Source organism: Aurantiacibacter aquimixticola (assembly GCF_003605475.1).
Classification (GTDB): Bacteria; Pseudomonadota; Alphaproteobacteria; order Sphingomonadales; family Sphingomonadaceae; genus Alteraurantiacibacter; species Alteraurantiacibacter aquimixticola_B.
In genome coordinates, this window is the sequence record NZ_RAHX01000001.1 from 1,087,683 (window position 1) to 1,102,116 (window position 14,434).

General features: G+C 64.0%; 14 protein-coding genes. 12 read left to right on the forward strand and 2 right to left on the reverse strand.

The genetic code is table 11. The annotated features are described in order from the left end of the window. Positions 1–83 precede the first annotated feature (83 nt). From D6201_RS05460 to D6201_RS05490, 7 genes are all read left to right on the forward strand, one after another. On the forward strand, positions 84–1,001 hold the full coding sequence (locus D6201_RS05460; RefSeq protein ID WP_242447438.1) for an acyl-CoA thioester hydrolase/BAAT C-terminal domain-containing protein: 918 nt from the start codon (positions 84–86) through the stop codon (positions 999–1,001). Next, positions 998–1,591, forward strand: coding sequence for a class I SAM-dependent methyltransferase (locus D6201_RS05465; protein WP_120047894.1), 594 nt, complete (start codon positions 998–1,000; stop codon positions 1,589–1,591). Before D6201_RS05460 ends, D6201_RS05465 begins: the two co-directional genes overlap by 4 nt. A gap of 129 nt (positions 1,592–1,720) precedes the next feature. Then, positions 1,721–2,188 carry a glycine zipper 2TM domain-containing protein gene (locus tag D6201_RS05470; protein WP_120047895.1) on the forward strand — a complete coding sequence of 156 codons (468 nt, stop codon included), beginning with the start codon at positions 1,721–1,723 and terminating at the stop codon, positions 2,186–2,188. A gap of 119 nt (positions 2,189–2,307) precedes the next feature. Further along, positions 2,308–4,365 carry an NAD(+) synthase gene (locus D6201_RS05475; RefSeq protein ID WP_120047896.1) on the forward strand — a complete coding sequence of 686 codons (2,058 nt, stop codon included), beginning with the start codon at positions 2,308–2,310 and terminating at the stop codon, positions 4,363–4,365. 40 nt (positions 4,366–4,405) lie between these two features. Beyond that, positions 4,406–5,164 carry an SDR family oxidoreductase gene (locus tag D6201_RS05480; protein ID WP_120047897.1) on the forward strand — a complete coding sequence of 253 codons (759 nt, stop codon included), beginning with the start codon at positions 4,406–4,408 and terminating at the stop codon, positions 5,162–5,164. After that, entirely contained in the window at positions 5,164–5,895 is a 732-nt protein-coding gene (locus D6201_RS05485; protein ID WP_120047898.1) for a cytochrome b/b6 domain-containing protein, read from the forward strand. The genes D6201_RS05480 and D6201_RS05485 overlap by 1 nt, the downstream gene beginning before the upstream one ends. Continuing rightward, a complete protein-coding gene (locus tag D6201_RS05490) occupies positions 5,895–6,638 on the forward strand; it encodes a molybdopterin-dependent oxidoreductase (RefSeq protein WP_120049222.1) in 744 nt (247 codons plus the stop codon). Before D6201_RS05485 ends, D6201_RS05490 begins: the two co-directional genes overlap by 1 nt. On the opposite strand, the gene D6201_RS05495 is transcribed toward D6201_RS05490, so the two are convergent. Continuing rightward, on the reverse strand, positions 6,635–7,078 hold the full coding sequence (locus D6201_RS05495) for a DUF1801 domain-containing protein (protein ID WP_120049223.1): 444 nt from the start codon (positions 7,076–7,078) through the stop codon (positions 6,635–6,637). The genes D6201_RS05490 and D6201_RS05495 overlap by 4 nt on opposite strands. 88 nt (positions 7,079–7,166) lie before the next feature. Here D6201_RS05495 and D6201_RS05500 point away from each other — a divergent pair, with 88 nt between their 5' ends. From D6201_RS05500 to D6201_RS05520, 5 genes are all read left to right on the forward strand, one after another. Continuing rightward, a complete protein-coding gene (locus tag D6201_RS05500; RefSeq protein WP_120047899.1) occupies positions 7,167–8,468 on the forward strand; it encodes an SAM-dependent methyltransferase in 1,302 nt (433 codons plus the stop codon). Positions 8,469–8,504: 36 nt separating this feature from the next. After that, on the forward strand, positions 8,505–9,839 hold the full coding sequence (locus D6201_RS05505; protein ID WP_242447439.1) for an MATE family efflux transporter: 1,335 nt from the start codon (positions 8,505–8,507) through the stop codon (positions 9,837–9,839). Next, on the forward strand, positions 9,836–10,381 hold the full coding sequence (locus D6201_RS05510; RefSeq protein WP_242447440.1) for a hypothetical protein: 546 nt from the start codon (positions 9,836–9,838) through the stop codon (positions 10,379–10,381). The genes D6201_RS05505 and D6201_RS05510 overlap by 4 nt, the downstream gene beginning before the upstream one ends. Positions 10,382–10,441: 60 nt before the next feature. Next, positions 10,442–11,656 carry an argininosuccinate synthase gene (locus tag D6201_RS05515; protein WP_120047901.1) on the forward strand — a complete coding sequence of 405 codons (1,215 nt, stop codon included), beginning with the start codon at positions 10,442–10,444 and terminating at the stop codon, positions 11,654–11,656. Between the two features lie 834 nt (positions 11,657–12,490). Continuing rightward, positions 12,491–13,075 (forward strand): septal ring lytic transglycosylase RlpA family protein, encoded by a 585-nt coding sequence (locus D6201_RS05520; RefSeq protein WP_199798177.1) that lies wholly within the window; start codon positions 12,491–12,493, stop codon positions 13,073–13,075. Between the two features lie 8 nt (positions 13,076–13,083). On the opposite strand, the gene D6201_RS05525 is transcribed toward D6201_RS05520, so the two are convergent. Further along, positions 13,084–14,343 (reverse strand): hypothetical protein, encoded by a 1,260-nt coding sequence (locus D6201_RS05525; RefSeq protein WP_133303950.1) that lies wholly within the window; start codon positions 14,341–14,343, stop codon positions 13,084–13,086. Positions 14,344–14,434 lie beyond the last annotated feature (91 nt).

A 14,434-nucleotide genomic window follows, 5' to 3' on the forward strand; every position in this document is an offset into this window, starting at 1 on the left:
TCTTGTCTGGCTACGTAACTCCCGTAGCATTTGTCATCAGGGGAGTTGTCATGAAGAGCCTTTTTGCAGTTTCGTAGGCATTGTTGCTTGCAATTTCGCCGACATCCGTTGGCGCGCAGGACGATCTCGAGCGAGACAGCGTGGTTGTCGGCCCGGAGATGCCGGGCGCGTTTCTTCACCTGCCCGGTGGCGAAGGTCCACATCCCGTGATCATCGTTCTCGGCGGGAGCGAGGGCGGCGACTCCTCGGCCCGCACTTTTGCCGAGCGCTTCGGTGATCATGGATATGCCGTTCTCGGTCTGCCTTACTACTCGCCGCGTCCGGAAGGATCGGACGGACACATTCCCGGCTTGCCGCGTGCCTTCGCGAAAATCCCCGTCGATTATCTCGAACAGGCGAATGCATGGCTCGCCACTCGGCACGACATCCGCAGCGATGCCGTCGGCCTTTACGGCGTGTCCAAAGGCGCGGAGATGGCTCTGCTTGCAGGCACGCTGATCGACGGGTTTGCGGCAATCGCCGCGATCGTACCAAGCGATGTGGTGTGGGAAGGCTGGGGTGCAGGCGAAACCACCAGTTCGTTCAGCTGGCGCGGCAAGGCACTGCCCTTCGTCTCCTACGAGGGAATGGGCCAAGAATTCGCCAACCCGACCGGACCGGAAGGGCGGCCGCGCCTGCGTTTGCCGCATGACAAGGGCCGCAACGCCAACCCTGATCGTGCGGTGCTCGCCCGCATCCCGGTCGAGCAGATCGACGAGCCGGTGCTCGTCGCAGGTGGCGATGCCGACCTGGTATGGAATTCCGGCGAAATGGCACAGGCGATTGCGGAGCGTCGCATCGCAGCCGGTTTGCCGACCGTGTCGCTCGTTTTCACCGATGCCGGACATTATCTCTCCGGCCACGGCAGCCGGGAGACAGGCAATCCTGCCAACCAGTTCGCGCAAGCAGAGATCTGGCCCGCCACCCTCGCCTTCTTTGCCGAGCATCTGAAAGAAGAATGAGCGATCCGGCCACACTCGCCTTTTACGAAAAGCAAGCACCCGGCCTCACGCTGAGCAGCGCGCAGGGGCCGAGCCCGGGTCTCGACGCCTTTCTCGACCGACTGAAGCCAGGCGCGGATATTCTGGAGCTTGGCTGCGGCACCGGACGAGACGCGGCGCGCATGCTGGAGCGCGGCTTCAAAGTCGACGCGACCGACGGCGCCGCGGCAATGGTGCGCAAGGCGAATGAAAGGCACCGCGTAGGCGCACGGCAGATGCGGTTCGACGAACTGGCCGCCGATGCGAAATACGATGCTGTGTGGGCGCAGGCCTGTCTGCTGCATGTGGCCCGCGCCGGTCTTCCCGAAGTCCTCCGCCGCATCCATCGCGCTCTGCGACCCGGCGGCCAGCATTTCGCAACCTTCAAGCTCGGCAGCGGAGAAGGGCGCTGTCTGCTTGGCCGCCTGCACAACTTTCCGAGCGAAGACTGGCTGCTCGATCGCTACCACGACGCGGGTTTCGCCATCCAATCGAGCGAGGTCCATGACGGACAGGGAGCGGACGGCACGGTGCGCGACTGGGCCGCGATCGTCGCTTTCAAGCTCGATTGAGCGCAGCGCCAAAACGCTTCATCCTTAAAATCCAATCCCAACAGGCCGTTCATCTGCGGTTGTCTGAGCCTGAACGATATCCCGACTCATCGACAGCAAGGGCCTGCCGATTGGGAAAGGTACAGAGCCATGAAGAAGACACTACTTGCCATCGCCGCCGCCACCACGCTGGCCATCCCCGCCGCGCCTGCACTGGCGCAGGGCGGACCGCCGCCATGGGCTCCCGCACATGGTTATCGCGACAATGATCGCGGTTACGACCGGTCCGACCGCTACGACCGTCAGGATCGCCGCCGCTACCGTCAGGATCGCCGCAGCGACAGGCGCTATCGCCAGCGCACTTATGACGATTACGGCCGCTATTACGAACCGCGCCGCGTGCGCCGGGGAGACCGTGTGTGGCAGGGCCGCGACGGACGTTACTACTGCGAACGCGAGAATGGCACGACGGGCCTGATCATCGGTGCTGCCGGTGGCGCACTGGTCGGCCGCGCCATCGATACGCGGGGCGATCGCACCGTAGGCACGCTGCTCGGTGCAGCATTGGGTGCCGTGCTCGGCCGCGAAATCGACCGCGGTTCGGCACGCTGCCGCTAGAAGTCCGCAATTGTGAATTGGGCGGTGGCGTCTCAGCTGCCGCCCTTTCTTTTGTACCACAGGCAGTCCACCCCGCTCGCCGATAGATTTCGCAGGCGTTCCCCGCTATCGCACCGGCGATGAGCAAGACCAGCCACGCTTTCTTCGACATGCACACGCACGGTTTCGTGCGCGTCGCCACCGCCACTCCGCGCACCCGCACCGCCGATGTCGGCTACAACCGCGACGGGATTATCGAGCAGGCGAGAAAGGCGCATGCGCAGCATGTCGATCTGCTGCTTTATCCTGAGCTCTGCCTCTCCAGCTATGCGATGGACGATCTGCACATGCAGGGCGCGGTGCTCGATGCGGTGGAAGCTGAGATCGAGACTATCCGCAAGGCGAGCGCCGATCTGACGCCGGCCCTCGTCATCGGCGCCCCGCTGCGGCGCAATGGCCGCATCTACAACTGCGCGGTCGTCCTCTCGCATGGCGAAGTGCTCGGCGCCGTGCCCAAGAGCTATCTGCCCAATTACCGCGAATTTTATGAGAAGCGCTGGTTCGCCCGCGGTCAAAATTGCCGGAACCTGTGGATCCCGGTGAATGGCGAGGAAGTGCCTTTCGGCGTCGATTTGCTGTTCAGCGCGCAGAACCTGCCCGGCTTCACCTTCGGCATCGAGATCTGCGAGGATTTCTGGAGCCCGCTGCAACCCGGCACGGAGGCTGCGTTGGCGGGCGCGACGATCCTGCTGAACCTTTCGGCCAGCAACATCACAATCGGCAAGTCGGATGAACGGCACCTGCTCTCCCGGGCCAGCTCCAGCCGCAATGTCTGCGCCTATGCCTATTCCGCCAGCGGTTTCGGTGAAAGCACGACGGATCTGTCCTGGGACGGACAAGGCATGATCTACGAGCTCGGCGATCTGCTGATCGAAAGCGTGCGCTTCGAGCTCGACCCCGAGCTTTGCGTCACCGATATCGACACGCGCCGCATTCTCAATGAGCGGATGCGGATGCAAACTTTCAACGATGCGGCGGAAGACGCCGGCAGGCCGGAAGACAGCTACCGGGTGATCGGTTTCGAGCACAGCTACGACGCTGCCGATATCGGACTGCAACGTCCGATCCGCCGCTTCCCGTTCGTCCCAAACCGGATCGAGAAGCTGGACGAGGATTGCTACGAGGCGTTCAACATCCAAGTGGATGCGCTGATGCGGCGGATGCAGGCGACAGGCGCGAAGAGCCTCGTCATCGGCATTTCCGGTGGGCTTGATTCCACCCATGCGCTGATCGTGGCGGCAAAGGCTTGCGATACGCTCGGCCTGCCGCGCTCTGTGATCCGCGCCTACACCATGCCCGGCTTTGCGACTTCGGACGAAACAAAGGCGAATGCCTGGAAGCTGATGAAGGCGTTCGAGGTTACGGCGGAGGAGATCGATATCAAGCCTGCCGCGCGGCAGATGCTGAGCGATATGGACCATCCTTTCGCCAATGGCGAGCCGGTGCATGACGTGACGTTCGAGAATGTGCAGGCGGGCCTGCGGACGGATTATCTCTTCCGGCTGGCAGGCCACCATGACGGGTTCGTGATCGGCACGGGCGATCTCAGCGAGCTGGCGCTCGGCTGGTGCACATACGGCGTCGGCGACCAGATGAGCCATTACGCGGTCAATGCCGGCGTGCCCAAGACGCTGATCCAGTACCTGATCCGTTGGGCGACGCGCACCGATCAGTTCTCGCCCGCCTGCGATGATGCGCTGGAAGAAGTGCTGGGCACCGAGATATCGCCCGAACTCGTCCCTGCGGCGGAAGACGGCTCGATCCAGTCGACCGAGAGCATTATCGGCCCGTACGAGCTCAATGATTTTTTCCTGCATCACGTGCTGCGATACGGTCAGAAGCCGAGCCATGTGGCGTTCCTGGCCTGGCATGCCTGGCGCGACGCGAAGAGCGGATCGTGGCCGCACGAGTTTCCGGAAAACGGCAAGAACGCATATGACCTCGCCACCATTCGCGGCTGGCTTGAGAAGTTCTGCAAACGCTTCTTCGAATTCAGCCAGTTCAAGCGCAGCGCGCTTCCGAACGGTCCGAAGGTGAGCGCGGGCGGCGCATTGTCACCACGCGGCGACTGGCGCGCGCCCAGCGATGCGGTGGCCGATGTGTGGCTGGAGGAATTGCGCAAGAACGTTCCTGACTGACGCCCTTGTCAATACTTCGAGATGGCGTAGGTTGCCGCGCATGACCCGTCCCAGCGTTCTTGTCACTGGCGGAGCCAAGCGGCTCGGCAAGGCGATGGTCGAGCGGTTTGCGCAAGGCGGGTGGCACACCGTCATTCATTGCAACACATCGCGCGACGCGGCGGACGACCTTGCGGCCACGTTGCCGAGCGCGGAGGTGGTCCAATGCAACCTGTCCGATCCCGAAGCGGGCGCGGCGATGGTTCGGCAACTTGCCGAGCGGCTCTCCGACTGGCGCTGCCTGGTCAATTCCGCCTCGATCTTCGCCGTCGACGAAGTAACCGCGCTCGATCCGGAAACGAACCGCAAGGCGATGCAAGTGAACGCCGCCGCCCCTGCCCTTCTGGCGCAGACCTATCTCGCCCATGCAAAGAGCGGTGCCGGTCGGCGCGTGATCCAGTTCACCGACCAGAAGCTGCGCAATCTCAATCCGGACTTCTTCAGCTACACGATGAGCAAGGCTGCCGCCAGCATCGCCTCGCAAATGCTGGCAATGGCACATGATGGCAAGGACCGGATCTACACGCTGGCCCCCGGCGCCATCCTGCCGAGCCACGACCAGAGCGAAGCCGAAGCCGAACGGTCGCATACGATGAACCTGCTGCAGCGACGAACCGGGGCCGACGAGATTGCGGAAGCCGCGCTGTTCCTTGCGGAAGGGCCACTGGCGAGCGGCCAGAGCATCTATGTCGATTCCGGCCAGCATCTGCTGAACCAGCCGAGAGACGTCATCTACATGGAACGGGAGGGACGCGCCTGATGAGCGAAATCGCGATCGCAAACGAGGCCGTCGTTGAGCAATCGGTCCAGACAAGTGGCACCAAGCCGCGCAAGCGCCACGCCCTGTCCACCCGGATATGGCACTGGATCAACGCGGTCAGCATCATCATCCTTTTCATGAGCGGGCTGAACATCTCCAACGCGCACCGCTATCTCTACTGGGGCGATTGGGGCTTTTCTCCCGAACAGGCATGGCTCGAAGTGCCACGCTTTCCGGGCTGGGCGACGATCCCGGGATATTACAGCCTGTCGGGCGCGCGCGACTGGCACGTGATCTTCTCGCTCGTCTTCGCCTTCAGCCTGTTGGCCTTCATCATCCTTGCGCTGCTGAACGGTCACATGAAGCGCGACATTTTCGCCCGCGCCCGCGAGTGGCGACCCGGCAACATCTGGGCCGACATCAAGCAACATCTGAAGCTCAATTTCGAGCATGGGGAAGGCAAGTACAACATCCTCCAGAAGATCTCCTATGCGGGTGTCATTCTCATCCTGATCCCGCTGATGATCTTCACCGGCATGGTGATGAGCCCCGGCATGGAAGCCGCCTGGCCGTGGATGACGGAGCTGTTCGGCGGCAGACAGAGTGCTCGCTCGCTGCACTTCATTGCCGCATGGCTGCTATTCGCGTTCTTTGTGGTTCACATCGTGCTCGTCGTTCTCGCCGGACCGATCCACCAGCTGCGCGACATGACCACGGGAGGCCGCGAATGATGCGCCGCCGAAACTTCCTCGTCGCTGCCGGAGCGACCTTTCTCACCGGATGCTCCAAGATCGGCGACACCGAGTGGTTCGCCAAACTGGTCGATGGCGCGGAAAACTGGCACCGCGGTCTGCACCGTGCGCTCGGCGGTGGGCGCATCACGATGGCACCGGAATACGAGATTGCGGATATCTCCCCCTTCTTTCGCGGCAATGGCAGCCAGAGCGTCGACACCGATGCATACCGCGCGTCCGAAGCCGCCGGGTTCGCCGACTGGCAGCTGACGGTGGACGGGTTGGTCGCCAATTCGCTGACGCTGTCGATGGACGACATCCGCGCCCTGCCCCAGCGTACGCAGATCACGCGGCACGACTGTGTCGAAGGATGGAGCGCGATCGGTCAGTGGACCGGTCCGCAGCTTTCGCAGATCTTGCTGGCCGCGCAGCCCACCGATGCCGCAAAGCTCGTGGTCTTTCACTGCGCCGACACGCTTGGCGGGTCGCAATATTACGAGAGCTGCGACATGGACGATGCGTATCATCCGCAGACCATTGTCGCTCATGCGCTCAATGGCGAGCCGTTGCCCGTCCGCAATGGCGCGCCGCTGCGGCTGCGGCTGGAGCGGCAGCTGGGCTACAAGCACGCGAAATATCTCACCCGGATCGAGCTCGTCGACAGTCTCGATGCAATTTACGGCGGCCTTGGCGGCTATTGGGAAGATCGCTCCGGCTATCAGTGGTATGCAGGCATCTAGCCGTCAGGCGGATAGAGCCGGTTCATTGCGTCCCAGCTCAGCCGGATCATTTCCTCCAGCGCGTCTTCGTCGACACGCTCCAGCCGGGTGACGTAGAGGCAGCTCGCACCCTTGCTGTGCGGCCCCAGTTTCTCCCGCAGCGCGTCCATCCGCCTGCCCGTCGGCGCATCGCAATAGCCGCCCATCAGGTAGAGCGAGTGCTTCGCCTTTCGCGAGCTGAAGCCGGTACGCAGCCAGTGGACCTTGCGCCCGCTGTCATAGGTGGTGTGGTAATCGCCGTAGCCGATGATGCTCGCCCCCCACATCTGCGGCTCATCACCGGTCACCCGGCGAAATATCGCGTCGAGCGCCTTCGCACCTTCGCGCCGCGCCTCCGGCTCGACCTGCGCGATGAAACCGGACACGCTCGCATCTGTGGGCACTGTCACCGGATTGCTCATGCCGATCACTATATCGCGCAATTGACTCGCCGCCAAACGCTGCGCAAACCGACCGCCTTTGCATTATCGATGAGGGGACAGGCGCCGCATGTGGTTGCTCGACAAATTTCTGAAGACCGCGATCAAGCGCGGACGGCTCGTCATCACCGATCATGACGGTACGGTTCGCGAATACGGGCCCTCACCCAAAGAGATGGAGAATGGGCCGATCCGTGTCCGCCTGACGCACCCGAAGGCCGCCAATCACATCGCCCGCTATCCGCAGCTGGGCGCAGGCGAAGCCTTCATGTGGGGCTGGCTCGTCGTCGAGGAGCCGCACGATATTCGCGACCTGCTTCTCTACGTCACCGAGATCACGAAAACGCAGGGCGATGCGGTCATCAAGCCGAGCGGGCTCATTCGCAAGAATATCCAGAAGGCCATCTCCAAAGCCGACAGCGTCAATCTGAAAGGCAAGGCGCGCAAGAATGCCGAGCACACCTACAATCTGACGCGGCGGCTGTACGAGCTGTTCCTCGACGAGGACCGGCAGTACACCATGGCCTATTACCGGGACACGGCGAACAGTCTCGAGAAGGCGCAGCTGGACAAGAAAGCGCATATCGCCGCCAAGCTTAACATCACGCCCGAGAACGGGCCGAACATGCGTATTCTCGACATCGGCTGTGGCTGGGGCGGCCTCGCGCTGTATCTCCACCGCACCTATGGCTGCGAAGTGCTCGGCGTGGCGCTGGCGCCGGACCAGATCGCCTTTTGCAAGGAGCGGGCGAAGGAAGCCGGCGTGTCCGACAAGGTGAAGTTCGCGCTGATGGACTATCGCGACGTCAGCGGGAAGTTCGACCGGATCACGTCGGTGGGCCTGCTGGAGCATGTCGGCACGCCGCATTATCCCGAATTTTACGAGCACACCAACCGGCTGCTGAAGCCTGACGGAGTCATGTTCAGCCATTGTTGCGGGCGCTCCGGCCCTCCCGGCTTCACCGACAAGTGGACGCGCAAATACATCTTCCCCGGCGGCTATATCCCGGCGCTCTCCGAACTGGTCACGCAGAGCGAGAAATTCGGCTGGCAGGTGATGGACGTCGAAGCGATGCGCTTTCACTACAGCCACACGCTGGAAGAATGGTACAACCGCACCGTCATGCATCGGGATGAGATCGTCGAGATGTACGACGAGGTGTTCTACCGCATGTGGCTGTTCTACCTGGCCGGAGCGGAGCAGAGCTTCCGCAACGGTTCGATGGTCAACTGGCAGATTCTCTACGTAAAGGATCGCGAGGCCATCCCGATGACGCGCGACTACATGTATGAGGAAAGCGAGCGCCTGCGCGGCCTGGAAGAACCGCCCTCATGGCATCTCGATCCCGCGCTGAAGGAGGCCGCCGAGTAAGGCCATCTCGTCATCCGGCAGGATGAGGCTGATCGCATGAATTCCCCCCGCCCTCTCACCCGCGCCAGCGTATTCGCACAGGCGTGGCCTATCATGCTTGGCCAGGCTTCGGTGCCGCTCGTGGGGATCGTCGATACGGCGGTGATAGGGCGTACCGGAGACGCCGTGGCGCTCGCGGGCGTTGCGCTGGGTGCAGTCGTCATCAATCTCGTCTTCTGGACGTTCGGCTTCCTGCGCATGGGGATGACCGGCTTGACCGCGCAGGCGAACGGCTCCGGCGATCCGCGCGAGGTGGAGGCGTTGCTGCTGCGCGCACTCGGCATCGGTTTCGCGCTCGGCCTCGCCATCCTCGCTCTCAGCGTGCCGATCGCCAATGCGGCTTTCGCCATCATGTCCGGCTCCGAAGCGGTAACGGGAGAGGCGGGCGGTTATGTGGAGGGCCGCTTCTATGGCGCGCCCGCGGCGCTTGCAGTCTATGCCATGAATGGCTGGCTGCTGGGCCTTGGCCGGACGCGAGAGGCGCTGGTGCTGCAGATCGCGATGAACATCGCCAACATCGCGCTCGACATCTGGTTAGTCTGGGGCCTCGACATGGGCGCATATGGCGTCGGCCTCGGCACCGCCTGTGCGGAATGGATCGCGCTCGGTCTCGGCCTGCTGATCGTCGGGCGGGTGACGGGCGCAAACGTCTTTGCCCTCGCCCGTCGTGTGCCGCGCGCACTGCTGCTCGACCGGCAGCGGCTGCTGCGCCTCTTCGCCGTCAATCGCGATATCATGATCCGCACCATCGCGCTCCTCATCCTGTTCGCCTGGTTCGCCAATGCCGGGGCGCGGATCGGGGCAGATGCGCTGGCGGCCAACCATGTGCTGCTGCAGTTCGTGAATGTCGCCGCCTTCATTCTCGACGCCTTCGCCTTCACGGCAGAGGAGCGCGTCGGCCAGGCCTATGGCGCGCGTAACCGACAGCGCCTCCTGCGCGCGATCCGGCTGACCGGCGAGTTCGCGCTGGCCGCCGGCATTGTCTTCGCGCTCGCTTTCCTGCTGCTCGGCGGGCCGATCATCGATCTGCTGACCACCGACGCCGACGTGCGGGATATGGCCCGCACCTTCCTGCCGTTCGCAGCGCTCGTCCCGCTCATCGGCATGCCGAGCTGGATGCTGGATGGCATCTTCATCGGCACCACCAGAGGCCGCGCATTGCGCAATGCAGGCGTGGCGGCGACCATCCTCTATATCGCTCTCGACCTCGCCCTCAGGCCGTTCGACAATTGGGGCGTGTGGATCGCCATCACTGCCAGCTACCTCTTGCGCGCGGGCGGGCTTGCGCTTTACCTTCCGCGCCTGCTTAGGGATTTGGAGACCGGCAAATGACATCACCGCTGCTGCGCCGCTGGCTTGCCGCCCTGCTGATGACACTCGCCAGCTTCGGCATGGCGGCGCCTGCTCTCGCCGAGGTGCAGGTGCATTTTCATTCCTTCAATGGCAGCATTTTCGGCGGGCGCTACCCGCACACCTTCGTGGTGTTCGAGGGCACGCTGGACGACGGTACGCCAGTCAGCGAAAATTACGGTTTCTCCGCCCGCAACACGGCGGAGGCGATATCGTCCGGCCCCGCGCGGCACATGGTCATGACCGAGACGCAGAGCACCATCGCCGACACCAATCGCCATTTCTCCGTCAATGTCAGCGACGCGCAATATCGCCGTCTGCGAGCCGAAGTCATTGCCTGGCGAGACTATCCCGGCGCGTTCTACGATCTGGATGAGAACAACTGCATCCATTTCGTGGCCCGCATGGCGCAACTGCTCGGCCTCGACGCGGACGTGCCGGATGAATATCTGCGCCGGCCGCGCGCATGGCTCAATTACGTCATACGCAGCAACCCGCAGCTTGGCGCGGCTGAGATCGGCTGATTGCGCCGGTGACACCGCGCTGCTAGCCGCGCGTGTCCCACCAGCAGACAGGAAGCGCGCATGTCCGATTTGAAAAGAGTGGTCCTCGCCTATTCTGGCGGCCTCGACACCAGCGTCATCGCCAAATGGCTGATGGTGGAACGGGGGCTGGAGGTCGTCACTTTCACCGCCGATCTGGGCCAGGGCGAAGAGATCGAGCCCGCGCGCGAGAAGGCCCGCGCGATGGGCATTCCGGACGAGCACATCTTCATCGAGGACCTGCGCGAGGAATTCGTGCGCGACTTCGTCTTCCCCATGATGCGCGCCAATGCCCGTTACGAGGGCGATTACCTGCTCGGCACCAGCATTGCACGCCCGCTCATCTCGAAGCGCCTCGTCGAGATCGCGCATGAGACCGGCGCCGATGCCATCGCCCACGGCGCGACCGGCAAGGGCAACGACCAGGTGCGTTTCGAGCTGTCGGCTTATGCGCTCGATCCTGACATCACCGTCATAGCTCCATGGCGCGAATGGGACCTGACGAGCCGCACGGCGCTGATCGACTGGGCGGAGAAGCACCAGATCCAGGTGCCCAAGGACAAGCGCGGCGACAGCCCCTTTTCGACAGATGCGAACCTCCTGCACACCTCGTCCGAGGGCAAGGTGCTGGAGGACCCGTGGGAGGAGACACCGGACTATGTCTACTCGCGCACGGACCATCCGGAAGACGCGCCCGACACGCCCGAATATATCGAAATCGCCTTCGAGCGCGGCGACGGCGTGGCGCTCAATGGCGAGGCGATGGCGCCTGCCGCCCTGCTTTCCGCACTCAACGATCTCGGCCGCAAGCACGGCATCGGCAGGCTCGATCTGGTCGAGAACCGCTTCGTCGGCATGAAGAGCCGCGGCATGTACGAAACGCCGGGCGGCGAGATCTACGCCCGCGCGCATCGCGGTGTGGAGCAGATCACGCTGGACCGCGGCGCTGCGCATCTGAAGGACGAGCTGATGCCGAAATATGCGGAGCTCATCTACAACGGCTTCTGGTTCAGCCCGGAGCGCGAGATGCTGCAGGCGGCGATCGACCTGAGCCAGGAGAAGGTGAGCGGCACCGTCCGGCTGAAGCTCTACAAGGGGCAGGCCATGGTCGTGGGTCGCAAGTCGCCGAACTCGCTCTATTCCGAGGCGCATGTTACCTTCGAAGACGATGCGGGCGCTTACGATCAGAAAGATGCGGCCGGCTTCATCAAGCTCAATGCCCTTCGCCTCCGTCTGCTGGCCAAACGCGACCGTTGACAGGCAATTTGCCGCAAACTTGCCGATAGTTTCGCGCGAAACGCCGAGACGTGGACTTATCCACCTCTGTCCACTGGCATTTGCGCCATAAGTGGATAAGTCGACGCTGGCGCCCTTGCCCGACTCGGTGCCCGCGCGCATTCTCAAATCATCGAAGACGGAAAGTCTCCGCCACGAAGGATCGCCTGCCGATCTTGATACAGGAGAGACACGGAAGTGTTCGACGCGATGATCGCACTGTTCTCGGTGGAGGAAAGGAAGATGGAAGGTCTTTTCGAAGACTGGACGCCAACCGGACCGTTGAAACCAGGACAGTCGTTCATCGGATAGGCCGGAGAAGAAATCCGGCGTCGAGGTTTGCAGAAGCACTCCGGTGCGGAAGCAACCGTTCGAGACGCCGTGAGGACGAGACCGGTCTCGGGCGGGTGGAAAGACGCGGCTGAGATCGCTTGCGATTTCGCCAGTCGGAAAGCCCGATCCGGCACCGGCGCGAGCGCCGGGCGACATATTCGGAAGGAAAACGACACTTCGGTGTCGTCGCCCTGAAGAAGACACGCCAGGCGCCAAGTATCCCTTCGGGGGTCCACACGCCGGTGAGAGTGGGGTCGGCAGCGATGCCGGCCCCATTTCTGTTGTGTACCACAGGCGCAACCATCTCTCACTCCGTCGACCGATTCGAAGCGCCGTTTGTCCGGTTCTAGGGTGTGTAGGACAGCCCGCTCCACGCGCTTCGCCGTATTACCGCCCCATTCTTCCGGTGAAGCGAGCCTCTTCGCCGACAGGCCGATCCTGCGGTTTGGAATGATTTACCAATGTCCGGTATCTGCGCCGCCCATGGACGGGAACTCCACCAAACGCTTGACGCCGCGCGCGGTCGCCGTGCTCGCAGCCATTGCGCTGCTGGGCAGCACGGGTGCGGGCTATGCCGAGCAGAGCCAGGAGCGCGTCGACCTCGCAGCCGAGACGACCGCCACCGAAGCCGCGCCCGCCGGACCGGTCTTCACGCCCAGCGACGAGGCCGAGTTCGCCGAGGCCTTCAACGCCTTCGACGAGCCGGTGGAGCCTGCCATCCCCGATCACGCCGTCGACATCACCACGATCGAGCCGGCCGCTCCGCCGCTCAGCACCTCTCTCGGTTCGGGCATCGCCAGCTACTACGGTCGCCGCTTCCACGGTCGCCGCACGGCCAATGGCGAGCGGTTCGACATGAACGCGATGACCGCCGCCCACAAGACGCTGCCCTTCGGCACCAGGGTGCGGGTGACCAATCCGCGCAGCGGCCAGTCCGTCGTGGTGCGCATCAACGATCGCGGACCGTTCACGCCGGGCCGCACGATCGACCTCAGCCGCGCCGCCGCGACCGAGATCGGCCTGATCCGCCGCGGCCACGGCAATGTGGAGCTCGAGCTGCTCGACTGAGCGGCCCGTCAGCGGCTCCCCGCCGACCCACTCCCTTCTAGCCCGGGCACCTCAGTGTCGCCCTCCTCCAGCTCCGCCAGCGTCAGCGTCCACCACGCGTCCTCCCCCGCCTCGAACGCCGCCATCTGCACCATTTCGAGATCGCCATCGGGATCGCCGCCCGGCTGCTCGTGCGGCTTGGGAGCGCCCGCGGGCCGCGCCGCATCCATCCGCTCCAGCCGGTTGCCCAGCCACATGCAGTCGTCCGAGGTGAGGTGCACCGCCTCGTCCTCCTCCGCATCCGTGCACAGGCCCCCGCAATCGGGGCAGGGTGTGACAGGTGTGACAGTGTCCTGAGGCAAATCCGCATCCGCCCCTTCGCCCGCCCGTTTCCGCGCCTCGGCACGCGCCGCCTCGGCCTCGGCGAAGCCGCGCGGATCGGCGATGAGGTCGCGCGCGTCCTGCGCCTCCCGCAGCGCCTCGGCATCGACCCGCTCGGGCATCACGGCATCGGCATCCGCGCCATCGCGCAGCGCGTCGATCCAGTCGTCGAGCTGCGGCAGCGAGGCCGCGACGTCGAGCCGCTCGGCCGCCTTGTCGAGCCGCGCCAGATGCGCCAGCAGCAGCCGCGCATCGTAGCGCCGCCGCGACCCGACCTCCTCGCCATGGTAATAGACCGTCTCCTCCACCCCGTGGATCGCCCGCTCCGCCAGCTCGCTCTCCGCCACGGTGCGCGCCGCGACCAGCGCCGCGTCCCACGCGCGAGCGAACCCCGGATGCCGCCGCCGCGCGCGATAGGCCGTCTGCCGAGCGATCCCCGCCCGCTTGCAGGCGATGGAGACATTGCCGAGCGTCTGCATGGAGACGAGAAAATCCGCCATCCGCGCCCCGGTAAGCGCTTCGGTGGAGCCGAAGGTGCGCGGAGCCGGAGCGGGTGTGGGATGCTCCTGCGGCTTGGAGCCTTCGCCGGTGGCATGCCCCACAGCGGCGCCGGTCGCAAGCTCCGGAGACCGAGGCGCAGCCGAGGCAAGGCCGACCGGCCGCCCGAGCTCTTGCGAGGAGCCAAGCGGACGGATGTCCGCGCCCGGCGCTTGAGGGACCGACAAATCATCGGGGTGGGCGTTTGCATTACCTCGCTCCGGATCGACCACAGGCACCTTCAGATAATACCCATGCTCGTCGAGCACCCGCTGGAGCTTCTCCTCCGGCGTTTCCCCGGTAAGCGGATTGCGCCCATCGGGAATATCGCCGGGCATCGAGAAACGGTCGAAACGGGTCTGGTCGGTCATGGCATGCATCCTTTGCGTTGGGTCCGAAAGAACCGCGCAGGGAGGCACATTTGCGGGGATGTAGGAAAGAACCGATTTGACACATCCGCAA